This window comes from Shinella sp., assembly GCF_049651085.1.
Lineage (GTDB): Bacteria > Pseudomonadota > Alphaproteobacteria > Rhizobiales > Rhizobiaceae > Shinella.
Map to the genome: position 1 here is coordinate 85,083 of NZ_JBASBL010000009.1, position 21,486 is coordinate 106,568.

Annotated in this window: 20 protein-coding genes; 10 read left to right on the plus strand and 10 right to left on the minus strand. The window is 64.9% G+C overall.

What is annotated here, in order from left to right; all coding sequences use genetic code 11:
- Window positions 1-88 precede the first annotated feature (88 nt).
- Window positions 89-658: an elongation factor P gene (gene efp / locus WA950_RS05610; RefSeq protein ID WP_424550707.1), complete on the minus strand. Its 570-nt coding sequence runs from the start codon at window positions 656-658 to the stop codon at window positions 89-91.
- 152 nt (window positions 659-810) lie between these two features.
- Here efp and epmA point away from each other — a divergent pair, with 152 nt between their 5' ends.
- A complete protein-coding gene (gene epmA / locus WA950_RS05615) occupies window positions 811-1,875 on the plus strand; it encodes an EF-P lysine aminoacylase EpmA (RefSeq protein ID WP_424550708.1) in 1,065 nt (354 codons plus the stop codon).
- A complete protein-coding gene (locus tag WA950_RS05620; RefSeq protein ID WP_424550709.1) occupies window positions 1,872-2,927 on the plus strand; it encodes a lysine-2,3-aminomutase-like protein in 1,056 nt (351 codons plus the stop codon). Before epmA ends, WA950_RS05620 begins: the two co-directional genes overlap by 4 nt.
- Window positions 2,928-3,056: 129 nt before the next feature.
- Here the strand turns inward: WA950_RS05620 and WA950_RS05625 are convergent, their stop codons facing one another.
- Window positions 3,057-5,093 (minus strand): HAMP domain-containing methyl-accepting chemotaxis protein, encoded by a 2,037-nt coding sequence (locus tag WA950_RS05625; protein WP_424550710.1) that lies wholly within the window; start codon window positions 5,091-5,093, stop codon window positions 3,057-3,059.
- Between the two features lie 156 nt (window positions 5,094-5,249).
- Here WA950_RS05625 and WA950_RS05630 point away from each other — a divergent pair, with 156 nt between their 5' ends.
- On the plus strand, window positions 5,250-5,975 hold the full coding sequence (locus WA950_RS05630; protein WP_424550711.1) for a sulfate transporter family protein: 726 nt from the start codon (window positions 5,250-5,252) through the stop codon (window positions 5,973-5,975).
- Here the strand turns inward: WA950_RS05630 and WA950_RS05635 are convergent.
- The gene (locus tag WA950_RS05635) at window positions 5,958-6,383 is read right to left on the minus strand and encodes a VOC family protein (RefSeq protein ID WP_424550712.1); all 426 of its coding nucleotides are present in this window, start codon (window positions 6,381-6,383) and stop codon (window positions 5,958-5,960) included. The genes WA950_RS05630 and WA950_RS05635 overlap by 18 nt on opposite strands.
- An 84-nt stretch (window positions 6,384-6,467) precedes the next feature.
- Between WA950_RS05635 and WA950_RS05640 the strand changes: the two genes are divergently transcribed.
- On the plus strand, window positions 6,468-7,043 hold the full coding sequence (locus WA950_RS05640) for a TetR/AcrR family transcriptional regulator (RefSeq protein WP_424550713.1): 576 nt from the start codon (window positions 6,468-6,470) through the stop codon (window positions 7,041-7,043).
- On the opposite strand, the gene nth is transcribed toward WA950_RS05640, so the two are convergent.
- Window positions 7,033-7,821: an endonuclease III gene (gene nth / locus WA950_RS05645; protein WP_424550714.1), complete on the minus strand. Its 789-nt coding sequence runs from the start codon at window positions 7,819-7,821 to the stop codon at window positions 7,033-7,035. The genes WA950_RS05640 and nth overlap by 11 nt on opposite strands.
- Between nth and WA950_RS05650 the strand changes: the two genes are divergently transcribed.
- A complete protein-coding gene (locus tag WA950_RS05650; protein ID WP_424550715.1) occupies window positions 7,820-8,320 on the plus strand; it encodes a DUF2244 domain-containing protein in 501 nt (166 codons plus the stop codon). The genes nth and WA950_RS05650 overlap by 2 nt on opposite strands.
- Window positions 8,321-8,444: 124 nt before the next feature.
- Window positions 8,445-9,317, plus strand: coding sequence for a methylated-DNA--[protein]-cysteine S-methyltransferase (locus WA950_RS05655; RefSeq protein ID WP_424550716.1), 873 nt, complete (start codon window positions 8,445-8,447; stop codon window positions 9,315-9,317).
- A 52-nt stretch (window positions 9,318-9,369) separates the two neighbouring features.
- Here WA950_RS05655 and WA950_RS05660 read toward each other — a convergent pair whose 3' ends face one another.
- The 6 genes from WA950_RS05660 to mepA all read right to left on the minus strand — a co-directional run bounded on the left by WA950_RS05660 (window position 9,370) and on the right by mepA (window position 15,399).
- On the minus strand, window positions 9,370-10,005 hold the full coding sequence (locus WA950_RS05660; RefSeq protein WP_424550717.1) for a 2,3-bisphosphoglycerate-dependent phosphoglycerate mutase: 636 nt from the start codon (window positions 10,003-10,005) through the stop codon (window positions 9,370-9,372).
- 21 nt (window positions 10,006-10,026) lie between these two features.
- Window positions 10,027-10,845 (minus strand): 4-hydroxy-tetrahydrodipicolinate reductase, encoded by an 819-nt coding sequence (gene dapB / locus WA950_RS05665; protein ID WP_424550718.1) that lies wholly within the window; start codon window positions 10,843-10,845, stop codon window positions 10,027-10,029.
- A gap of 20 nt (window positions 10,846-10,865) precedes the next feature.
- Window positions 10,866-12,659: an ABC transporter ATP-binding protein gene (locus WA950_RS05670; protein WP_424550719.1), complete on the minus strand. Its 1,794-nt coding sequence runs from the start codon at window positions 12,657-12,659 to the stop codon at window positions 10,866-10,868.
- 118 nt (window positions 12,660-12,777) lie between these two features.
- On the minus strand, window positions 12,778-13,803 hold the full coding sequence (locus WA950_RS05675; protein WP_424550720.1) for a glucokinase: 1,026 nt from the start codon (window positions 13,801-13,803) through the stop codon (window positions 12,778-12,780).
- Window positions 13,804-13,867: 64 nt separating this feature from the next.
- Window positions 13,868-14,248 carry a methylglyoxal synthase gene (locus WA950_RS05680; RefSeq protein WP_424550721.1) on the minus strand — a complete coding sequence of 127 codons (381 nt, stop codon included), beginning with the start codon at window positions 14,246-14,248 and terminating at the stop codon, window positions 13,868-13,870.
- A 95-nt stretch (window positions 14,249-14,343) separates the two neighbouring features.
- Window positions 14,344-15,399 carry a penicillin-insensitive murein endopeptidase gene (mepA, locus tag WA950_RS05685; RefSeq protein ID WP_424550988.1) on the minus strand — a complete coding sequence of 352 codons (1,056 nt, stop codon included), beginning with the start codon at window positions 15,397-15,399 and terminating at the stop codon, window positions 14,344-14,346.
- Between the two features lie 198 nt (window positions 15,400-15,597).
- Here mepA and WA950_RS05690 point away from each other — a divergent pair, with 198 nt between their 5' ends.
- The 4 genes from WA950_RS05690 to WA950_RS05705 all read left to right on the plus strand — a co-directional run bounded on the left by WA950_RS05690 (window position 15,598) and on the right by WA950_RS05705 (window position 21,447).
- Window positions 15,598-17,448, plus strand: a complete 1,851-nt coding sequence (locus WA950_RS05690) for an extracellular solute-binding protein (protein ID WP_424550722.1) — start codon at window positions 15,598-15,600, stop codon at window positions 17,446-17,448.
- 152 nt (window positions 17,449-17,600) lie between these two features.
- On the plus strand, window positions 17,601-18,677 hold the full coding sequence (locus tag WA950_RS05695; RefSeq protein WP_424550723.1) for a microcin C ABC transporter permease YejB: 1,077 nt from the start codon (window positions 17,601-17,603) through the stop codon (window positions 18,675-18,677).
- Window positions 18,677-19,816 (plus strand): ABC transporter permease, encoded by a 1,140-nt coding sequence (locus WA950_RS05700; protein ID WP_424550724.1) that lies wholly within the window; start codon window positions 18,677-18,679, stop codon window positions 19,814-19,816. Before WA950_RS05695 ends, WA950_RS05700 begins: the two co-directional genes overlap by 1 nt.
- Window positions 19,813-21,447, plus strand: a complete 1,635-nt coding sequence (locus WA950_RS05705; RefSeq protein ID WP_424550725.1) for an ABC transporter ATP-binding protein — start codon at window positions 19,813-19,815, stop codon at window positions 21,445-21,447. The genes WA950_RS05700 and WA950_RS05705 overlap by 4 nt, the downstream gene beginning before the upstream one ends.
- Window positions 21,448-21,486 lie beyond the last annotated feature (39 nt).

Genomic DNA, 21,486 nt, shown 5'->3' on the forward strand with positions numbered 1-21,486 from the left:
GGTCTTAACGGATTTCCCGGAAGTTGGAAGAAGAAAAGCCGCCTCGCCGTTTCCGGCGGGCGGCTCGCTGGCATCGCTGGGATACCGATCAGTCCTTGGCGCGTTCCACGTAGGAACCGTCTTCCGTCGCGATGACGACGCGCGTGCCGGCCGTGATGTGCGGCGGCACCAGCGTGCGCACGCCGTTCGACAGGATCGCCGGCTTGTAGGAGGAGGAAGCCGTCTGGCCCTTGACGACCGGCTCGGTCTCCATAATCTCGAGGGTGACGTGGCGCGGCAGGTCGATCGCGATGGCGACGCCTTCATGCACCGACAGGATGACCATCATGCCTTCCTGGAGGTAGGCCTTCAGGTCGCCGATGTCTTCCACCGACATGGTGAGCTGGTCGTAGCTCTCCGGGTTCATGAAGTGGAAGCCGTCGCCGTCCTCGTAGAGGAAGTTGTGCTCGCGGTCCTCGACAAAGGCGCGCTCGACCTGCTCGGTCGTGCGGTAGCGTTCGGAGACCTTCACGCCGTCGGAGATGCGGCGCATGTCGACCTGCGTGACCGGCGTGCCCTTGCCCGGATGGAAGTTCTGCGCCGTCAGCACGACATAGAGCTTGCCGTCGACTTCGAGAACATTGCCCTTGCGGACGGAAGAGGCGATGATCTTTACCATAAGTCTTCCTTGTAACTGAATGGATCGCGTCGTAGAGGACCGCCTAGAGACGCCTTCCCCGAACGCTGAAAAAGTGTTTTCGGGGCCGCAACTATCCTATATTCCGGCAAAAGACCAGTCTGTCCGCCGGCATGGCCGAAGAAACCTGTCATATGAGCGCCGCAAACCCGAAGCCCTCGCCCTGGTGGACACCCGACGTCCATGCCGACCGCCGGCCGTTCCTGCTTGCGCGCGGCCGCATCCAGGCGGCGCTGAGGGGCTGGTTTGCCGAGCGCGATTTCATCGAGGTGGATACGGCGACGCTGCAGGTTTCGCCCGGCAACGAGGCGCATCTGCACGCTTTCCGGACTGCCGCCATCGGCCATTCGGGCGCCGAGACGCCGCTCTACCTGCACACCTCGCCGGAATTCGCCTGCAAGAAGCTGCTGGCGGCCGGCGAAAAGCGCATTGCCTGCTTTGCCCATGTCTACCGCAATCGCGAGCGCGGGCCGCTGCACCACCCGGAATTCACCATGCTGGAATGGTATCGGGCGGGCGAGGCCTATGAGGTGCTGATGAGCGATTGCGCTGCGATGCTGGCGCTTGCCGCCACGGTGGCGGGCGTGTCCATGCTCGCCTATCGCGGCGCGACCTGCGATCCGGCGCTGGCTCCGGAGCGGCTGACGGTGGCCGATGCCTTCCGGCGTCATGCCGGCATCGATCTCCTCGCGACGATCAATCCCGACGGCTCGACGGACCGGCAGGCCCTGGCATCCGCCATGCGGGACGTCGGGTTGCGCGTGGCCGAAGACGATATCTGGGCGGACCTATTCAGCCGCGTCCTGGTGGAGAAGGTGGAGCCGGAACTCGGCTTCGGCCACGCCACCATCCTTTGCGAATATCCGACGGCGGAAGCCGCGCTTGCGCGCCCCGCCCCGCACGATCCGCGCGTTGCCGAACGCTTCGAGCTTTATGCCTGCGGCGTGGAACTGGCCAATGCCTTCGGTGAACTGACGGATGCCGCCGAGCAGCGCCGCCGCTTCGAGCTGGAAATGGCGGAAAAGGCCCGCGTCTATGGCGAGACCTATCCGCTCGACGAGGATTTTCTGGCCGCGCTCGCCATCATGCCCGAGGCAAGCGGCATCGCGCTCGGCTTCGACCGTCTGGTCATGCTGGCGACGGGCGCCTCGCGCATCGACCAAGTGCTATGGGCGCCGGTCGCGGAGACGGCGCCATGACGGCGACGCGCAGCCTGACGACGGTCGCCGAGCTTGCGGAGGCCGGTCTCGTCCCCGAGAACAGGCGTGCCGATGCGGCCGCCGTGGCCGAGCGCTATGCCGTCGCCGTGACGCCCTCGCTCGTATCGTTGATCGATGCGGATGATCCGCTCGATCCGATCGCCCGCCAGTTCATCCCCGATGCCGCCGAGCTCCTGACCCTGCCGGAGGAGCGCGCCGACCCGATCGGCGACCTCGCGCACAGCCCCGTCGAAGGCATCGTGCACCGCTATCCGGACCGCGTGCTGCTGAAGGCCGTGCATGTCTGCCCGGTCTATTGCCGCTTCTGCTTCCGCCGCGAAATGGTGGGGCCGGAAGGGCTCGGCACCCTCTCGGCCAAGGCGCTCGATACGGCCATCGCCTATATCGCGGCGCGGCCGGAGATCTGGGAGGTCATCCTGACAGGCGGCGATCCGCTCGTGCTCTCGCCGCGCCGTCTCCAGGCCATCATGGAGCGGCTCGCGGCGATCCCGCATCTGAAGATCGTGCGCTTCCACTCCCGCGTGCCGGTGGTCGATCCGGCGCGGGTGGACGATGCGCTCGTTGCGGCGCTGAAGGCCTCGGGCAAGACGACCTATGTGGCGCTCCACGCCAATCATCCCCGCGAATTCACCGTGGAGGCTCGCGCCGCCATCGCCCGCATCGTCGATGCCGGCATGGTGATGATCAGCCAGACCGTGCTGCTGAAGGGCGTCAACGACGACGCGGCGGTGCTGGCCGAACTGATGCGCACCTTCGTCGAGAACCGCGTAAAACCCTACTATCTGCACCACCCGGACCTTGCGCCCGGCACGGCGCATTTCCGCATGACGCTTGCCGAAGGCAGGGCGCTGGTCGAAGCTCTGCGCGGCCGCGTCTCAGGTCTCTGCCAGCCGGCCTATATCCTCGACATTCCGGGTGGCCACGGCAAGGTGCGGGCCGATTCCATGGCCGTGGAAGAAGCCGACGACGGCTGTTTCCGCCTGCGCGATTTCCGCGGCGAGACACATATCTATCCGCCGCAAGAAGATTGAGCCGCTGGCCTGGAGCATTTCCAGTCGAAGCGGCATCGCTTCGACGCCGGAAAATGTGGCAAAACAAAAACATGGAGCAATTGCGATGATCCGGTTCTTACCGGAATTGCTCCAGCTCTCACGCGCCTCTCAGAACTCTTCCCAATCCGCGTCGTTCCCCTTGTCCTGTCGCACGCCGAATGCGCCGGCGAGCTTTTCGCTGAGCGCCAGCGCCGGCGAGGTGACGGGGCGCGAGACGTTCGAGGCGGGCTTGACGTTCCACTGGCCGGGCGACTTGCGGGCGAGCTTGGGCTCCTGCGCGGGCGCGGCGGGCGGCGTGGCTGGGGTGGACGGCACGATATGCAGGTGCGGCGCCTGTGCGGTGCGGCTGGATGCGAGCGAACCGCCGACATTGAAATGGCCGATCAGCGCGTTGAGCGCCTGCACTTCGGAGGCAAGGCCGTGGCTTGCGGCCGTCGTTTCCTCGACCATGGCGGCATTCTTCTGCGTGCCCTGGTCCATCGCATTGACGGCGGTGTTGATCTCCTGAAGGCCCGTCGACTGCTCGCGCGCGGCCTCGACAATCGCCTGAACGTGGCTGTTGATCTCCTGCACCTCGGCAACGATGGTCTGGAGCGAGCGCCCGGTATCGCCGACGAGCGACACGCCGGTGCGCACCTGTTCGCCGGAGGTGTTGATCAGCGTCTTGATTTCCTTGGCGGCCGTGGCCGAGCGCTGGGCAAGCTCGCGCACTTCCTGCGCCACCACGGCAAAGCCCTTGCCGGCTTCCCCCGCGCGGGCGGCTTCCACCCCGGCATTCAGCGCCAGCAGGTTCGTCTGGAAGGCGATGTCGTCGATGACGCCGATAATGCTGGTGATCTCGCTGGAGGACTTTTCGATTTCCTGCATGGCGGCAACGGCGCGGCGCACGATCTCGCCGGATTTTTCCGCGCCCGAGCGGGTGCGGGCGACAAGGGCGCCGGCCTCTTCCGCACGCTTCGTCGAATCCTTGACGGTGGTGGTGATCTCTTCCAGCGCGGCGGCCGTTTGCTCGACGGAAGCGGCCTGCTGTTCGGTACGGTGCGAAAGGTCGTCGGCGGCCGCCCTGATCTGGCTGGCGCCGGCATCGATCGCCCGGGCATTCTCGCCCACTTCCCGCAGCGCATCGCCAAGGCGCGAGACGGAGGCGTTGAAATCCTCGCGCAGGCGCTCGAGATCGCCGTCGAAGGGCTTTTCGATGGTGCAGGTCATGTCGCCGGCAGCAAGCTTGCCAAGCGCGTCGGCAAGGCTGGCGACGGCCTCCTGCACGCGGCCGCTGTCACGGGTGCGCTCGGCGTCACGGGCCTGACGCTCGCCGTCGGCGCGCTGGCGGTCGTCCTCGCTCTGGCGTTCCAGACGCTGCCGGTCGGCGGCATTGTCGCGGAAGACGGCGACGGTGCCGGCCATCTCGCCGATCTCGTCCGTGCGGTCGGCATGGGGAATGGTGACGGCGGTATCGCCTGCGGCGAGGCGCTTCATCGCGCCGGCAAGGCCGTTGAGCGGCTTCACGACGCGGCGGTTGACGAGGAAGATGGCGGCGATGGCAAGGCCCATGGCAGCGGCGAGCGAAGCCCAGGTGAGTGCGAAGGCGGTGCCCTGCTCGCTATGCGCGGCAAGGATGGTTTCGTCCGTCACCTTCTGGGTGCGGGCGACAAGATCGTTGAGCGAGGCGGTGATCGCATCGGCATTGGCCTGCATCGGGCCTCTGTAGACCTCGAGCGCCGGCCCCTTGGCCGCAATGGCGGAAAACTGGATGAGCTTTGCGGATTCGTCGACATAGGTCTTCAGCGTCGCCCTGATGCTGTCGATCTCGGCTACGGTGGTCGCGTCGGCGCTATTGGCGGCGGCATAGGCGTCGACCATGCCGGCAAAGGCGTCGGCACGCTCCTGGATGCGAGCCTCGACGCGGCCGATTTCGTCGGGATCCATCGACAGCAGGTGTTCGTAATAGGTTGCGTTGAGGTCGGCGAAGGCGTGGCTCAACTGCAAGATGGTGTTCATCTGCGGCATGCGGTCGGTGCCGATGCGCTCGATATGGCCGGTCATCGCCGAAAGCGAGCGGAAGGCGACCGCGCCTTGCAGGCCGCCGAGGGCGACCATGAGGACGAAGAGCGCGGGCAGGAGCCTGCTGATCCGGACATTGCGCATGACAGTTCAGTTCCCCGATTTTTGGCTGCACGGCTACGTGCGGGTGCGCGAAAGTCTAGGAGCCGTGGTTTAACGCCGGCTTAATGCGCGGTTCCTGCCTCCTGCCTTGCCGGGCGCTTTTCCACACCCTACATGCGAAGCGAACAGGAGTTTTCGATGATCCTCAACGCGGCCCGGCTTTCGCTCGCCAATCTCTTCGCCCCCGAGACGCGCGGCGTCTTCTGGAAAGTTCTGGGACTCACCCTTCTCGCCCTCGTGGTCATCTGGTTCGGCCTGCGCGAAAGCTTCATCGCCTTCGCCTGGCCCTGGCTGCAGGGCGCGGTGATGCCGGACCTGCCGGCCTGGGCCGGCTGGCTCACCTTCGCCTTCGGCATTGTCGCCAGCCTCGGCCTTGCGCTGGGGCTTGCACTTCTGCTGGCGCCGGTGACGGCGATCATTGCAGGCTTCTTCCTCGACGATGTCGCCGAAGTCCTCGAGAAGCGCGACTATCCGGCAGAAGCGCCCGGTACGGCGCTGCCGCTCGGACAGGCGATCATGGGGTCGATCAAGTTTCTCGGCGTCGTCATTCTCGGCAACCTGGTCGCGCTGTTCCTGCTGTTCATTCCGGGCGTCAACCTCGTCGCCTTCTTCCTCGTCAACGGCTACCTGCTCGGCCGCGAGTTCTTCGAGTTTGCGGCGATGCGCTACCGCACGCCGCAGGAGGCACGCCTGTTCCGGGCCAAGCACGCCACGACGGTGCTGATTGCCGGCCTGCTCATCGCGGCCTTCCTGGCGGTGCCGATCGTCAATCTCCTGACGCCGCTCTTTGCCGCCGGTCTCATGGTGCACCTGCACAAGGCGCTGAGCCGCAAGGATCCGGGTTTCCTACTGCGGCAGAACTGACGCGTCATACAGCGCTGCATAGGCGGCACTCGGCGGGATCGGTTTGATCACGTCGATCATCACGCCGTTCGGATCGGCGGTGATGAAGTGGCGCTGGCCGAAATCCTCGTCGCGGATGTCGCGCAGGATCGGCAGGCCGGCGGCGCGCACGGCGTCATAGACGCTATCGACATCCTCCACCTCGAAGTTGAGCAGGAGACCGCTCACCTTGCCGCGGCCGATGGCCGGGATCGTTTCGTGGCTGCCGTCGAGCACGGCAAGCGCCACCTTCTCGTCTTCCCTCGACTGGAGATGGACATACCAGTCGCTGGTGAAGAGGGGGGTGAAGCGAAAATGCCTCTGGTAGAAGGCGGCGGTGCCGGCGACGTCGCCGGTCATGATCACGGGATAGTAGCTGGTCGTTTTCATCTCTTTCCCTTTCGCCAAAATAAACATACAGTGTGTATGTTTCTGATAATTAACATGCATGCAGTTTGTATGTAAAGAGGGAAAATGGCACGCAGCAACAGGGAACGCACGGAGGCGACGCGCCTTGCCTTGATCGAGGCGGCGCGGCGGCTCTTCGTGGAAAAGGGCTATGCGGAAACTGCGACGCCCGACATCGTGGCGGAGGCGGGGGTGACGCGCGGCGCGCTCTACCACCATTTCGAGGACAAGAAGGCGCTCTTTCGCGCCATGCTGGAGCGTGAGGCCGAGGCGGTGGCAGCGCATATCGAGAAGCTCTCGGTGCCGGCCGGATCGCCGCGCGAGGCGCTGCTGCTCGGCGCCTCGGCCTATTTCGACGCGATGGCCGAGCCCGGCCGCACCCGCCTGCTGCTGCTGGAGGCCCCCGCCGTGCTCGGCTTCGAGAGCGTCGGCAAGATCGACCGGGAGAATGCCGAGGACACGCTGAAGACGGGGCTTTCCGTTTTTCTCGGCCCGGAGGCGGATGCCGGACGGTTGCAGGCGCTGACCGGCCTGCTCTCGGCCGCCTTCGACCGGGCGGCGATCGCCATCGAGGCGGGCGCCGAGCGCAAGGCCTATGAGGGTGCGATTGCCGACCTTCTCGACGGGCTCGTCAGGGCGTAGCGCCGAAAAGCTGCTGCGGCAGTTCGACCAGCGGGGCCGGCACGTCGCAGGTCTTTTCCGGCGACTTGCAGATGTCGGCGATGACGCAGCGCTCGCATTCCGGCTTGCGCGCCTTGCAACAGTACCGTCCGTGCAGGATCAGCCAGTGATGGGCGTGGTAGAGATACTCGTCCGGCACGATGCGGACCAGCCTGTCCTCCACCTCGTCCGGCGTCTTGCCGGGCGCAAGGCGCAGCCGGTTGGCAATGCGCAGGATGTGCGTGTCGACCGCCATCGTCGCCTGGCCGAAGGCCATGGAGAGCACGACATTCGCCGTCTTGCGCCCGACGCCCGGCAGCATCACCAGTTCCTCGCGGGTGCGCGGCACCTCGCTGGCGAACCGGTCGACGAGCATCTGGCTCAGCGCGATGACGTTCTTCGCCTTGTTGCGGAAGAGGCCGATCGTCTTGATGTAGTCGCGGACCTTTTCCTCGCCGAGTTCAAGCATCTTTTCCGGCGTGTCCGCCACCTTGAAAAGGGCACGGGTCGCCTTGTTGACGCCGGCATCCGTTGCCTGCGCGGACAAGGCCACGGCGACGACGAGCGTGAAGGGGTTCACATGTTCCAGTTCGCCCTTCGGCTCGGGCCGCTGGATGGAAAAACGCCGGAAAATCTCCTTCAGTTCGTCCTGCGAATAGAGGCTTTTCGGCCGCGCTGGAGCCTTGCGGCGGGGCAGGGCAGAGCCCGGCTTCTTTTTGGTCTTCACGTTTTCCATGATGCTTCTATAGTCTTGCGTCATGACGCAAGGCAACGCCGACATGACGATGAACGACCTGCCGGTCTTTTCCGCCGAACTGCACCCCTACCGGTCGCTCGGGCGGAACGGACACCGTATCCTCTTTGTCATCACGGGTGCGCTCAGCTTGGCCCATATGGCCATTTTCATGATTTCCGGGGCCTGGCCGGTCGTCCTGTTCTTCGGTCTCGATTTTGCCGCGCTGTTCGGCGCCTTCTGGCTGAACAACCGGGCGGCCAGGGCGCGTGAAGTCGTGTCGCTATCGCGCACCAATATCTCGATCCGCAAGATCAGCCCGTCGGGCAGGGAGACGGAACATGTCTTCAACCCGTTCTGGACGCGCTTTCTCGTCTCGCGCAAGGCGAAGATCGGCATCACCGCCATGCATGTGCGCGGCAGCGGGCGGGAAACCGACGTTGGAACCTTCCTGCCGCTCGACGATCGCGAGCGGTTCGCTTCCGCCTTTTCCGGCGCGCTGGCGCGGGTAAAACGCGGCTACTGACTGTCTTTGCTACGCAATCGCGCAGGCAAAACCGCTTCATACCTCTGCTGGAATTGCTCGCCGGCAGGAATCGGGTGGCGGGCATGCCTTGAGCGTGCTTTTCTGGCGGTACAGGAGAAGTCCCATGAACATCGCCGCAACATTGCAAACCGACATCACGCCCGAGGGCGACGACTACGCGACCGTCCGCCGCGTCATCGAGATGATCACCGAGGATTATCGCGAGCAGCCGGGCCTCGACGACATTGCCGGCCGGCTCGGCCAGTCGCCGACGCAGTTGCAGAAGACCTTTACCCGCTGGGCCGGCCTGTCGCCGAAGGCCTTCCTGCAGGCCGTCACGCTCGATCATGCCAAGCGCCTCTTGCGCCAGGAAGAACTGCCGCTGCTCGAAACGAGTTTCGAAGTCGGCCTTTCCGGTCCCGGCAGGCTGCACGATCTCTTCGTCACGCATGAGGCCATGTCGCCCGGCGAGTGGAAGGCGCGCGGCGCGGGCCTGACGATACGTTACGGCCTCCATCCCTCGCCCTTCGGCCAGGCGCTCGTCATGATCACCGACCGGGGTCTGGCGGGCCTCGCCTTCGCCGACGAGGCGGATGGCATGGATGCCTTCGAGGACATGTCGTCGCGCTGGCCGAATGCCGACTATGTCGAGGACCGCGAGGCGACGGCATCCTATGCGCAGCGCATCTTCGATCCGAAGCGCTGGGACCCGAAGGAGCCGCTGCGCATCGTGCTGATCGGTTCGGATTTCCAGGTGCGCGTCTGGGAGGCGCTGCTGCGCATCCCGCTCGGCTGCGCTGTCACCTATTCGTCCATCGCCGAAAAGCTCGGCCAGCCGACCGCCTCGCGCGCTGTCGGGGCTGCCGTCGGCCGCAACCCCATTTCCTTCGTGGTGCCCTGCCATCGCGCGCTCGGCAAGAGCGGCGCGCTCACCGGCTATCACTGGGGCCTGACGCGCAAGCGCGCCATGCTCGGCTGGGAAGCGGGCAAGGCCTGAAACGGAAAAGGCCGGCGGAAACGCCGGCCTTTGTCTTGGTCGTCGGCAGCGCTCAGTGCGCGCCGGACATATCGCCGAGCACGTCCTTCGACTTGACCGTCGAATCGGCATTCAGCGTGTAGATCATCGGAACGCCGGTCGCCAGGTTGAGCTTCAGGATCTCTTCCTTGGTGAGCTTGTCGAGCACCATGACGAGCGAGCGCAGCGAATTGCCGTGGGCGGCGACGAGCACCTTTTCGCCGCGCAGCACGCGGGGCAGGATTTCCGTCAGATAATAGGGCCAGACGCGGGCGCCGGTGTCGCGCAGGCTCTCGCCGCCCGGCGGCGGAACGTCATAGGAGCGGCGCCAGATATGGACCTGCTCCTCGCCCCACTTGATGCGGGCATCGTCCTTGTTGAGGCCGGAAAGATCGCCGTAGTCGCGCTCGTTCAGCGCCTGGTCGCGGATCGTTTCAAGGCCCTGCTGGCCGATCTCGTCGAGGATGAGCGTCAGGGTCTTCTGCGCGCGGGAGAGATCGGAGGTGAAGGCGATGTCGAACTTGATGCCGGTTTCGGCAATCGCCTTGCCGCCCGTCTTGGCTTCCTCGACACCGAGTTCCGTCAGGTCCGGATCACGCCAGCCGGTGAAGAGGTTTTTCAGGTTCCATTCGCTCTGGCCGTGGCGAACAAGGACGAGGGTTCCGCTCATAGGGTCTGTCTCCGCTTTTGATCAATTGAGCCCGAGCACGTCGAGCATGGAATAGAAACCGGGCTTTTGGTCGCGCGCCCAGAGCGCCGCCTTGACGGCGCCGCGGGCGAAGATCGCGCGGTCCGTCGCGCTGTGCGACAGCGTCACCATCTCGCCCTCGCCGGCGATCATCACCGAATGCTCGCCGATGACCGAACCGCCGCGCAGCGTGGCAAAGCCGATCGTGCCGGCCGGGCGCGGGCCGGTATGCCCGTCGCGCACGCGCACCGAGTTGTCCTCAAGCGAAATGCCGCGACCCTTGGCGGCGGCAAGGCCAAGCAGCAGCGCGGTGCCGGACGGCGCATCGACCTTGTGCTTGTGGTGCATTTCCAGCACCTCGATGTCCCAGTCGGCCGGATCGAGCGCGCGGGCGGCCGTTTCCGTCAGCACGCCGAGCAGGTTGACGCCGAGGCTCATATTGCCGGACTTGACGATGCGGGCATGGCGGGCAGCGGCCTTGATCTTGTCCTCGTCTTCGGCCGAGCAACCGGTTGTGCCGATCACGTGGACAATGCGCGCCTGCGCCGTGAGGCCGGCAAATTCGACCGTTGCGGCCGGTGCCGTGAAGTCGAGCACGCCTTCCGCCGCCACGAAGGCTTCGAGCGGCTTGTCGGTGACGGGAACGCCGATGGGGCCGAGGCCGGCCAGTTCCCCGGCGTCGCGGCCGATGAAGGGCGAGCCCTCGCGTTCCACCGCGGCGAACAGTTCCGCACCCTCGATGGCGTGGATCGCGCGGATCAGCGTCTGACCCATGCGGCCGGCGGCTCCGACGACGACCAGTTTCATTGCGTTGCCGCTCATGTCTTGTCCCTGTCCGTTTGTTAGTTGCCCGTGCTGCCGGCGGGCGCCTGAAGATTGTTGAGGCGAGCGTAGAGGCCGTTCTCGCGGGCGGCAAGCTCCTCGTGCGTGCCCTCCTCGGCAACCGCGCCATCCTGCATCACGATGATCTTGTCGGCGCGCACGACGGTCGACAGGCGGTGCGCGATGACGACCACGGTGCGCCCGCTCATCGCCTCGTCCAGCGCCTTCTGTACGGCATGTTCGGATTCCGTATCGAGCGCAGAGGTCGCCTCGTCGAGCAGCAGGATCGGCGCATTGCGCACCAGCGCGCGGGCAATCGAGAGGCGCTGGCGCTGGCCGCCGGACAACGTCACGCCATTCTCGCCGACGGGCGTGTCGTAGCCGAGCGGTTGGGCGAGGATGAAGTCGTGCGCATAGGCGTGGCGCGCCGCTTCCTCGATCTCCGCATCCGTCGCATCCGGCCGGCCATAGCGGATATTGTCGCGGATCGTGCCCTCGAAGAGATAGGGCTGCTGGGACACATAGGCGATGCCGTTCCTCAGCGACTGTTTCGTCACGTGGGCGATGTCCTGCCCGTCGATCAGGATTTCGCCTTCCGCCGGATCGTAGAAGCGCGGAATGAGGCTGATGACGGTGGATTTGCCAGCGCCGGACGGGCCGACGAGCGCCGTCGTCTTGCCGCCCTCGGCGGTGAAGGACACGCCCTTCAGGATCGTCTCGGTTTCCGAATAGCCGAAGCGCACGTCCTTGAAGGTGATCGACGCATCGGTGATGGCAAGCGCCTTGGCATCGGCGCGGTCGGCCTGGCGGGGCTTCAGGTCGAGGATCTCATAGATCATGCGCGCATTGACGGCGGCGCGCTCCAGCGAGACCTGCAGGCGCGCAAGGCGTCGTGCCGGATCGTAGGCCATCAGCAGCGCGGTGACGAAGGAGAAGAAGGCGCCCGGCATCACGCCGCTGTAGATCGATCGGTAGGCGGCATAGGCAAGCACGCCGGAAATGGCAAAGCCGGCGAAGGTTTCCGTCATCGGCGCCGTGCGCTCGGTCAGCCGCGCGATGCGGTTGGAGCGGCCTTCGGCCTCGCTGATGATGGCCTCGACCTTGCCCTTGAGCTGCGCCTCCATGGTGAAGGCCTTGACGATGGTGATGCCCTGGATCGTCTCCTGCATGGCGCCCAGCACGTGGCTGTTCAGTTCCACCGCCTCGCGCGTCGCGCTGCGCAGGCGCTTGGAAATGTAGCGCAGGCCGAGAAGAAGCGGCGGCGCGACGACGAAGACGAGCAGCGTCAGCAGCCAGTCCTTGGAGATCATCACGCCGATAAGGGCAACGAGCGTCAGCACGTCGCGGGCAAGCGAGGTGACGGTCATGTTCAGTACGTCCCTGATACCGGTGACGTTCTGGCTTATCTGGGCGGCGAGGTAGGCCGAGCGCGATTCGTTGAAGAAACCGACACTGAGCGCCATCAGGTGCGAATAGAGGCGGCGCTGGTAGCGCGCGACGATGTTGTTGCCGATCTTGGAGAGGATGACGGCTTCGTAATAGGTCGCAAAGCCGCGCAGCACGAAGGCGGCGAAGATCGCGCTGCAGATGATCATGACGAGATCGGCGCGCTTGTTGGCGAAGGCCTCGTTGACCACCGATTCCATGATCCAGGCCGTAAAGGCCGTCGTCAGAGCGACCACCATGAGGCAGGCGATGGCGATGGCGTAGCCGCGCACATGCTCGCGGCCGTTTTCGGCGATAACGCGTTTGAGCACGGTGGCGACGGTGTCGGAGCTTACGGGATGGCGCTCGGTACGACTCTTATCGGCCAATAACTTGTCTTTCCTGCACGGTCTCGACGACGGCCGGCCAGACCGGCCCGTCCGCCGCTCTATAGGGTGTCAGTCTGCTTTTGGCGAGTCCGGGCGGCGGCAAAGCCGCAAGGCGGGGTCACCTTTTCCAGTGGCGTCCCTCGGTTGCAACACCGAAGCGATCCGGCATGCGGGCGAAGGCGGCAAGGCCGGCAAGGGCGGCGACCGGATGGGTGACGACATAGGTCGGGATGGTTTTGAGGAGCGCGCGGTGTGGCGCCTTGTCCTCGAAAGCGTCGCGGAATTCCGGGCCGCGCAGGGCGGGCAGGATCTTTTGCGAGATGCCGCCGGCCAGGAACACGCCGCCCTTGGCCATGAAGATCATCGCCATATCGCCGGCCACGCGGCCGAGATAGGTGGAGAACAGCGAAACGGTCTCGATCGCCGCGCGGTCTTCCTGCGCGAGCGCCCTGGCGGTGACGTCGGCCGGTGTCGCCAGCGGCGCATCGACGTCGTCGGCGGCCGAGATGGCATGGTAGATGTTCATGATGCCGCGCCCGCAGAGCAGCTGTTCGGCGGAGATGCGCCCCTCGATCGGTTCGAGGAAGGGCCAGATCTGATAGTCGCGTTCGCTGCGCGGGCCGACATCCACATGGCCGCCTTCGCCCGGAACCGGGATCCAGCTGTGGCGGGCGTGGACGAGGCCGGCGACGCCGAGGCCGGTGCCGGGGCCGAGCACGGCGCGCGATGCCGAATGACGCTCGATGCCGGGGCCGATCTTCTCGCAGTCGTTGTTGCCGAGCGAGGCGACGGCAAGCGCCTGCGCCTCGAAGTCGTTGACGAGCAGCACGTCCTCGAAGCCGAGATTGGCGATCATGTCGCGCGGGCGCACCACCCAGGGGCAGTTGGTCAGCGGCACCTCGTCGCCCTCGATGGGGCCGGCCAGCGCCAGGATCGCCGAGCGCGGCTGTACCGAACTCGTGTCGAGAATGCATTGCTGGAGCGCGTCGTCGATGTTCGGGAAGTCGGCCGTCTGGACGATCGGAAACTGTTTCGGCTCGGCAAAGGCATCGATCAGCAGCGCAAAGCGCGCATTGGTGCCGCCGATATCGCCGACGAGGATCGGGAAGGGGAGGTTCGTGTCGTTGTCGCTCGGCCGTGCCATCAGCTGTCCCGTTCTCTTTCGCGTGGATCGTCCCGCTTGGCCTATTCCATGGCCAAGGTTGTCGTCAATTGGCGGCGAAGTCGAGCAGGTCTTCCGCCGTGGCGCGGTTCAGCGCCATCGGAATGTCGTAGACGATGGCCAGCCGCATCAGGGCCTTCACGTCCACGTCGTGCGGCATCGGGGTGAGCGGGTCGACGAAGAAGATGAGGATATCGACCTCGCCGGTCGCGATCAGCGCGCCGATCTGCTGGTCGCCGCCGAGCGGGCCGCTCTTCAGACGTGTCACGTCGAGGCCTGGACAGGCTTCCAGCACCCTGCCGCCGGTCGTGCCGGTGGCGACGATCCTGGCCTGCGCCAGAACCTTCTCGTTCTTCAGCGCGAAGGCCGCCATGTCGTCCTTCTTCTCGTCATGCGCGATGAGGGCGATGCATTTCTGGCGCGACATGGGCGTTCCTCGTGGCTCGACGGGGATACTTAAATCGATTTGAACGCCTTATACAAAAGCAGCGGAGCCTTGAAAAGCCCCGCCGCCGGATTGCGTTACTGGTATGGGCGCGGAATGGGGATCGGCACGATGGCCGGCAGCATCGTATCGGCGGCGATCACCGATTCGATCGTGCGTCCCACCTCGCCGCCGGCATTGCCGGAAAAGGCGAGCGCGGTCGAAGCGCCGCCATTGCCGCGCCAGGTCACTTCCTGTTCGGAGGCCGGCGAGGGACCGGCAAGCACCGTGCTGCATGCCTTCGGCAGATCGGAAAGCATCACATAGCGCGGCTTGACGGGCTTGGCGTCCTTTTTCGGCGTGGGCTTGGCCCATGGTTCCTTGGTGAACCACCAGGCAAGCGAGGCATCGCAGCCGTCGCCCGGTGCGACCTTCGCCTGCGGCTTGCATCCGGCCACGCCTTCCGGGCACTTGATGCGGATATGGAAATGCTCGTCATGGCCGTAGACCGGCCGCACCTTGCCGAGCAGCGAACGATCGCCCTGCCACGTCTCGCAGAGCTTCTTCTTGATCGCGGGGTTGACGAAGACGCGGTCGACCTGGGGATAGCTTGCCGCCTTCATGACGAGCCGCGCATGGGTGGCGGTCCAGCGGCGCGAATCGACCGTCAGGAACTTGCTCTTGTCGAGCATGGAGGTGAAGGGCAGTTTCTCGCGCTCGGCGGCCGAAAGCCGCTGGTCGGGCATCGGCGTGAACCAGACATCGGCATCGAGGCCGACCTGGTGCGAGGCGTGGCCCGACAGCATCGGCCCGCCGCGCGGCTGCGAAATGTCGCCGAGCAGGAGGCCGGGCCAGCCGAGCTGCCTTGCGTCCTGCGAAAACTCCTCGAGCAGCGCAATCATGTTGGGATGGCCCCAGCGCCGGTTGCGCGACAGGCGCATCGCCTGCCAGCCAGGCCCGTCCGCCGGGATCGCCACCGCGCCGGCAATGCAGCCCTTGGCATAGGAACCGTAGGAAGCCGTCGCCAGCTGCGCCGGCAGGCGCTTGGCGCCGAACAGCTCCTTGGCGGGCCGCTCTTCGGCCGCAAGCGGCGCGGCAAGGGCGGTCAGCGCAAGGCCGGCGGCGATCAGGCAGGTGGTCAGTCGGGAAAGCATGGGATGCGTCGGCATTGTCCGGTCTCGAATGTCGCAATCGTTGCGAAAGGCTAAAGGATCATCCTTTCACAGAAGTGAATCGTCGGCCGGAATAGGCGCGGCAAAAATCGCCCCTTTGATGGCAGGTCTGTCAATTGCCAGGATTTTGCCTATTCTCTCCGCCATGCTTCGGCACAGGATGGAAAAGGGAACTGGCATATGCATGCAGCCTTCGGGAAGAACGTGTTCACGGCAGGTCTGGCCCTCTCGCTGGCGTTCGCGACCGGCGCGGGCGCGCAGGAGGAGGCGGACCGGAACTGGCGCATCGGCATTTCCACGATCGGCGAACTGAAGCATCCGGACGGCTTTGCGCATTTCGATTATGTCAATCCGGCAGCGCCGAAGGGTGGCGAGCTGAAGCTCTCCGAGACCGGCACCTATGACACGTTCAACCCGATTCTTTCCAAGGGGGAGGCGGCGGCCGGCGTTGCATCCCTCGTCTTCGACACGCTGCTGAAATCCGCCGAGGACGAGATCACCACCTCCTACGGGCTGCTTGCCGAAGGCGTTTCCTATCCCGACGACATCTCGTCGGCGACCTTCCGCCTGCGGGCGGAGGCCCAGTGGGCAGACGGCCAGCCGGTGACGCCAGAGGATGTGATCTTCTCCTTCGAGAAATCGAAGGAGCACAATCCGCTCCTCGCCAACTACTACCGGCATGTCGTTTCGGCGGAAAAGACCGGCGAGCGCGACGTCACCTTCCGCTTCGACGAGAAGAACAACCACGAGCTTCCGAACATTCTCGGCCAGTTCCAGATCGTGCCGAAGCACTGGTGGGAGGGAACGGATGCGAAGGGCAACAAGCGCGATATCGGCCGCACGACGCTGGAGCCGGTCATGGGCTCCGGGCCGTACAAGATAGCGTCCTTCCAGGCGGGCGGCTCCGTCCGGTTCGAGCTGCGCGACGACTACTGGGGCAAGGACCTCAACGTGAATGTCGGCCAGAACAATTTCGGCGCGATCACCTATACGTTCTTCGGCGACCGGAATGTGGAATTCGAGGCGTTCCGCGCCGGCAACGTCGATTTCTACCGCGACAACAGCTCCAGCCACTGGATGACGGCCTATGATTTCCCGGCCGCCAAGGACGGCCGCATCGTGCGCGAGGAGATCGAGAATCCGCTGCGCGCCACCGGCATCATGCAGGCCTTCGTGCCGAACCTGCGCCGGGAGAAATTCAAGGACCAGCGGGTGCGCGAGGCGCTGAACTACGCCTACGATTTCGAGAGCCTCAACCGCAATCTCTCCTTCGGCCGGCTCAACCGCATCGACAGCTACTTCTGGGGCACCGAGCTTGCCTCCTCCGGCCTGCCGGAGGGTCGCGAAAAGGAAATCCTGGAAGAGCTGAAGGACAAGGTGCCGCCTGCCGTCTTCACCACGCCCTATACCAATCCGGTCGCCGGCGATCCCAAGAAATCGCGCGAGAACCTGCGCAAGGCCATGACGCTCTTCAAGGAGGCGGGCTACGAGCTGAAGAACAGGAAGCTGGTGAACGTCAAGACCGGCGAGCCCTTCGGCATCGAGATCCTCCTGTCCAACCCGTCGCAGGAGCGCACCGTCCTGCCCTATATCAAGAGCCTCACCGATATCGGCATCGATGCCCGCATTCGCACCGTCGACGCCTCGCAATACACCAATCGCGTGCGCAGTTTCGACTATGACATGATCTACGGCATCTGGGCGCAATCCCTGGTGCCTGGCAACGAGCAGGTCGACTACTGGGGCTCTTCCTCGGTCGACCAGACCGGATCGCGCAACTATGCCGGAATTGCCGATCCGGCCATCGACGAACTGATCCGCCGGATCATCTTCGCGCCCAACCGCGCCGAACTGGTGGCGACCACCCATGCGCTCGACCGCGTGCTGCTGGCCCATCACTATCTGGTGCCGATGTTCTATTCCAAGTCGGTGCAGGTGGCCTACTGGAAACATCTCGCCCATTCGCAGGAATTGCCCTATTACGGCCTCGGTTTTCCGGATGTCTGGTGGTCGAAGAACGCTGCCAAATGAGCGGGGCTTGCGCCGTGCGGCGTCCTCGGCTCCATATAGCGGTGACGAATCACCGCCGCGTCCAGCGGCGGCAGAACGGAAGGGTTGGGCTTGACCAACGGGACTGCGCCAAAACTGGAAGACCGGCAACAGGCCGTAGCGGGTAGCGTCTGATGGGCGCCTATATTCTGCGCCGTATCCTGCTGATGATCCCGACGATCTTCGGCATCATGGCGATTTCTTTCGCGATCGTGCAGTTCGCGCCGGGCGGCCCGGTCGAGCAGGTGATTTCCGACCTCACCAGCCAGAGCTCCGGCGACCGGCTTTCGGGCGGCGGCGACATGCTGCAGGAGGTCGGGCAGGACAGCGCCTATCGCGGTGCGCGCGGCCTCGACCCGGAATTCATCGCCAAGCTCGAAAAGCAGTTCGGCTTCGACAAACCGCCGCTCGAGCGCTTCTTCTCGATGATGTGGGACTATATGCGCTTCGACTTTGGCGAGAGCTTCTTCCGCAACGTCTCCGTCGTCGATCTCATCGTACAGAAGATGCCGGTCTCCCTTTCGCTCGGCGTCTGGATCCTGATCTTCTCCTACGCCATCTCCATCCCGCTCGGCATCCGCAAGGCGGTGAAGGACGGCTCGGCCTTCGACGTGTGGACCTCCGGCATCATCATCGTCGGCTACGCGGTGCCGAGCTTCCTGTTCGGCATCCTGCTGATCGTGCTCTTTGCCGGCGGTTCCTTCCTCGACTGGTTCCCGCTGCGCGGCATCGTCTCGGACAATTTCGCAAGCCTTGCCTGGTGGCAGAAGCCGCTCGACTACATGTGGCACATGACGCTGCCGCTGATCACGCTGCTCCTGTCCGCCTTCGCAACGACGACGCTGCTGACGAAGAACTCCTTCATCGACGAGATCAAGAAACAGTATGTGACGACCGCCCGCGCCAAGGGTCTCACCGAGCGGCAGGTGCTGTACGGCCACGTCTTCCGCAATGCCATGCTGATCATCATCGCCGGCTTTCCCGGCGCCTTCATCTCGGCCTTCTTCACTGGCTCGCTGCTCATCGAGTATATCTTCTCGCTCGATGGCCTCGGCCGTCTCGGCTACGATTCCATCGTCCGGCGCGATTACCCGATCGTCTTTGCGACGCTGTTTATCTTCTCGCTGATGGGCCTCGTCGTCTCCCTCGTCTCCGACCTCATCTATACCTGGGTCGATCCGCGCATCGATTTCGAGCGGAGGGACGTGTGATGAGCGCCATTGCCGACGTGAAACCGCTCGCCCCGCCGCGCAAGGGCCTGCTGTCGCCGACCAACCTGCGGCGCTGGGAGAATTTCAAGGCGAACCGGCGCGGCTACTGGTCGCTCTGGATCTTCCTCGCCATCTTCGTCCTCAGCCTCTTTGCCGAGGGCATCGCCAACGACCGGCCGATCATCGCCTCCTACAAGGGCGAGCTGCTCTTCCCCGTCGTCATCGACTATCCGGAGGAAAAGTTCGGCGGCTTCCTTGCCGAGACCGACTATCGCTCCGATTTCATCACGGACGAGATCGAGGCGAACGGCTGGATGGTCTGGCCGCCGATCCGCTATTCCTACAGCTCGACCAATTCGAACATCCCGCATTCCGCCCCGACGAAACCGTTCTGGCTGATGTCGCAGGAGGAGCGCTGCGCCGGCTATCCGGCCGGTGCCGCGGACCCGAACTGCAACTGGAGCAACCTCAACTGGCTCGGTACGGACGACCAGGCGCGCGACGTTCTCGCCCGTGTCATCTACGGCTTCCGCATCTCGGTGCTGTTCGGCCTCGCGCTGACCATCGCCTCGGCCATCGTCGGCGTGACGGCCGGCGCCATCCAGGGTTATTTCGGCGGCTGGACCGACCTTTTGATGCAGCGCTTCATCGAGATCTGGTCGTCGATGCCCGTGCTCTACATACTGCTGATCATCGCCGCCATCCTGCCGCCCGGCTTCTGGATCCTGCTCGGCATCATGCTGCTCTTCTCGTGGGTCGGCTTTGTCGGCGTGGTGCGCGCGGAATTCCTGCGCGCCCGCAATTTCGAATATGTCAGGGCGGCCCGCGCGCTTGGGGTCGGCAATGCGACGATCATGTACCGGCACCTCTTGCCCAACGCGATGGTCGCGACGCTGACCTTCCTGCCCTTCATCCTCTCCGGCTCCATCACCACGCTCACCTCGCTCGACTTCCTCGGCTTCGGCATGCCGCCGGGCTCGCCGTCGCTCGGCGAACTGATCGCGCAGGGCAAGGAGAACCTTCAGGCGCCGTGGCTCGGCCTCACCGCCTTCATCGTCATGTCCCTCATGCTGTCGCTGCTGATCTTCGTCGGCGAAGCGACGCGTGACGCCTTCGATCCGAGGAAGACCTTCCGGTGAGCGCTCCCGAAACCATCCTCTCCGTTAAGGACCTGTCGGTCGCCTTCCACCAGGGCGGCAACACGTCGCTGGCCGTCGACCGCGTCTCCTTCGACATCCATCGCGGCGAAGTCGTCGCGCTGGTCGGCGAATCCGGCTCCGGCAAATCGGTGACCGCGAATTCGATCCTCAAGCTCCTGCCCTATCCGGCCGCAAGCCACCCAACGGGCGAAATCCTCTTTGGCGGCAAGGACCTGTTGAAGGCGTCCGATGCGGTGCTGCGCGATGTGCGCGGCAACGACATCACCATGATCTTCCAGGAGCCGATGACCTCGCTCAATCCGCTGCACGCCATCGAGCGGCAGATCGGCGAGATCCTGAAGCTGCACCAGGATATCGAAGGCCCTGCCGCGCGCGCGAAAATCATCGAACTACTCAATCAGGTCGGCATCCGTGAGCCGGAAAAGCGGCTGGCCGCCTACCCGCACGAACTGTCCGGCGGCCAGCGCCAGCGTGTCATGATCGCCATGGCGCTCGCCAACCGGCCGGAGCTGCTGATTGCCGACGAGCCGACGACGGCGCTCGACGTCACCGTGCAGGCGCAGATCCTCGAGCTTCTCAAGAGCCTGAAGGAAGAGCACGGCATGTCCATGCTCTTCATCACCCATGACCTCGGTATCGTGCGCAAGTTCGCCGATCGGGTCTGCGTGATGACAAAGGGCCGGATCGTCGAGACCGGTCCGGTCGAGGAGATCTTCACCAATCCGCAGCACGCCTATACGCGCCACCTGCTCGCCTCCGAGCCGAAGGGCCAGCCGCGCCCGGCCGATGACAGCCAGCCGGTGGTGATGGAAGCCGAGGACGTGAAGGTGTGGTTCCCGATCAAGGCAGGCTTCCTTCGCCGCGTCGTCGATCATGTGAAGGCGGTCGACGGCATCGACCTCAAGCTGCGCGCCGGCCACACGCTCGGCGTCGTCGGCGAATCCGGCTCGGGCAAGACGACGCTCGGCCTCGCGCTGACGCGGCTCATTTCGTCCAAGGGCCGTATCGCCTTTGTCGGGCAGGACATTGCCGGCCATTCCTTCGAGGAAATGCGGCCGCTGCGCCGGCGCATGCAGATCGTCTTCCAGGATCCCTATGGTTCGTTGTCGCCGCGCATGTCCGTCGCCGATATCGTGGCGGAAGGCCTGAAGATCCACGAGCCGTCGCTTTCCGAGGCCGAGCGTGATCACCGCGTCGCGGCCGCGCTCGAGGAAACCGGCCTCGATCCGACGACCCGCTGGCGTTATCCGCATGAATTCTCCGGTGGCCAGCGCCAGCGCGTCGCGATTGCCCGCGCCATGGTCCTGAAGCCGGAATTCGTCATGCTGGACGAGCCGACCTCGGCGCTCGACATGAGCGTGCAGGCGCAGGTCGTGGAGCTTCTGCGCGACCTCCAGGCAAGGCACAACCTTGCCTATCTCTTCATCAGCCACGATCTCAAGGTCGTACGGGCGCTCGCCAACGACATCATCGTCATGCGCGGCGGACGGGTGGTGGAGAAGGGGTCGGCCAAGGACATCATCGAACGGCCGGGCGAGGCCTATACCAGGGCCCTGATGGCCGCCGCCTTCAATCTCGAGGCGGTCGGCAGCGAGGCAATCGGCCAGTAACGGGCGGCCAGTAGCGGGCGACCAGTAGCAGGAAGCAGC

Coding starts and splice junctions, on each gene's coding strand:
- efp (WP_424550707.1), bottom strand. CDS start 658: ATGGTAAAGATCATCGCCTCTTCCGTCCGCAAGGGCAATGTTCTCGAA.
- epmA (WP_424550708.1), top strand. CDS start 811: ATGAGCGCCGCAAACCCGAAGCCCTCGCCCTGGTGGACACCCGACGTC.
- WA950_RS05620 (WP_424550709.1), top strand. CDS start 1,872: ATGACGGCGACGCGCAGCCTGACGACGGTCGCCGAGCTTGCGGAGGCC.
- WA950_RS05625 (WP_424550710.1), bottom strand. CDS start 5,093: ATGCGCAATGTCCGGATCAGCAGGCTCCTGCCCGCGCTCTTCGTCCTC.
- WA950_RS05630 (WP_424550711.1), top strand. CDS start 5,250: ATGATCCTCAACGCGGCCCGGCTTTCGCTCGCCAATCTCTTCGCCCCC.
- WA950_RS05635 (WP_424550712.1), bottom strand. CDS start 6,383: ATGAAAACGACCAGCTACTATCCCGTGATCATGACCGGCGACGTCGCC.
- WA950_RS05640 (WP_424550713.1), top strand. CDS start 6,468: ATGGCACGCAGCAACAGGGAACGCACGGAGGCGACGCGCCTTGCCTTG.
- WA950_RS05650 (WP_424550715.1), top strand. CDS start 7,820: ATGACGCAAGGCAACGCCGACATGACGATGAACGACCTGCCGGTCTTT.
- nth (WP_424550714.1), bottom strand. CDS start 7,821: ATGACGCAAGACTATAGAAGCATCATGGAAAACGTGAAGACCAAAAAG.
- WA950_RS05655 (WP_424550716.1), top strand. CDS start 8,445: ATGAACATCGCCGCAACATTGCAAACCGACATCACGCCCGAGGGCGAC.
- WA950_RS05660 (WP_424550717.1), bottom strand. CDS start 10,005: ATGAGCGGAACCCTCGTCCTTGTTCGCCACGGCCAGAGCGAATGGAAC.
- dapB (WP_424550718.1), bottom strand. CDS start 10,845: ATGAGCGGCAACGCAATGAAACTGGTCGTCGTCGGAGCCGCCGGCCGC.
- WA950_RS05675 (WP_424550720.1), bottom strand. CDS start 13,803: ATGGCACGGCCGAGCGACAACGACACGAACCTCCCCTTCCCGATCCTC.
- WA950_RS05680 (WP_424550721.1), bottom strand. CDS start 14,248: ATGTCGCGCCAGAAATGCATCGCCCTCATCGCGCATGACGAGAAGAAG.
- mepA (WP_424550988.1), bottom strand. CDS start 15,399: ATGCTTTCCCGACTGACCACCTGCCTGATCGCCGCCGGCCTTGCGCTG.
- WA950_RS05690 (WP_424550722.1), top strand. CDS start 15,598: ATGCATGCAGCCTTCGGGAAGAACGTGTTCACGGCAGGTCTGGCCCTC.
- WA950_RS05695 (WP_424550723.1), top strand. CDS start 17,601: ATGGGCGCCTATATTCTGCGCCGTATCCTGCTGATGATCCCGACGATC.
- WA950_RS05700 (WP_424550724.1), top strand. CDS start 18,677: ATGAGCGCCATTGCCGACGTGAAACCGCTCGCCCCGCCGCGCAAGGGC.